The organism is Desulfofundulus thermobenzoicus (assembly GCF_009428905.1).
Lineage (GTDB): Bacteria > Bacillota > Desulfotomaculia > Desulfotomaculales > Desulfovirgulaceae > Desulfofundulus_A > Desulfofundulus_A thermobenzoicus.
On record NZ_WHYR01000141.1, the window covers coordinates 1 to 584 of the forward strand.

A 584-nucleotide genomic window follows, 5' to 3' on the forward strand; every position below is an offset into this window, starting at 1 on the left:
CATTACGTTTACAGTTACCGCGCCGGAAACGGTAACCAGTCCCAACCGGGGCTACCTGGGCATGGACACCAACCCGGACGGGGTGGCTTTGGCCAGTGTCAGTTACACCGGTCAGCCGGAACCCTGGTCGGAAGGATTCACCGTACCGTACCCGAAGGCCCTGCACAAATTTGCCGGTGAATTTCAGGTTACGGTGCACCCGAACGGTTTTCTCTACATCAAGATACCAGAACTGGCTTACAGCCGGGGATACCGGCGCACCTATTTAATTGGCGTACTGGCCAAAGTGGTGGTGGACATAGCCAGAGCCCTGGGTAAACCCATTGCTTTAGAAAACCTGGACTTCGGCAAAGACCGGCTGGACACGAACCGGAAATTCAACCGCATGGCGGCCAACTTTCCGTTCAGGAAGATAATCGAGGCCGTCACGCGCCGGGCATTCAGGGAAGGTGTCGGCGTAAAGCCGGTCTGGCCGGCGCACACCTCCACCATCGGTTACTGGAAGTACATGCAGCGGTACGGGATAATTATTCACCACGCCGCTGCTTTAGTTACAGCTCGCCGGGCAATTGGCTTCAAAGAAC

The 584-nt window shown here is 56.3% G+C and carries 1 protein-coding gene; it reads left to right on the top strand.

Annotation, left to right across the window (positions count from 1 at the left end; translation table 11 throughout):
• A partial coding sequence (locus GFC01_RS20315; protein WP_152948490.1) for an IS200/IS605 family accessory protein TnpB-related protein occupies positions 1-584 on the top strand: 584 nt, incomplete at both ends.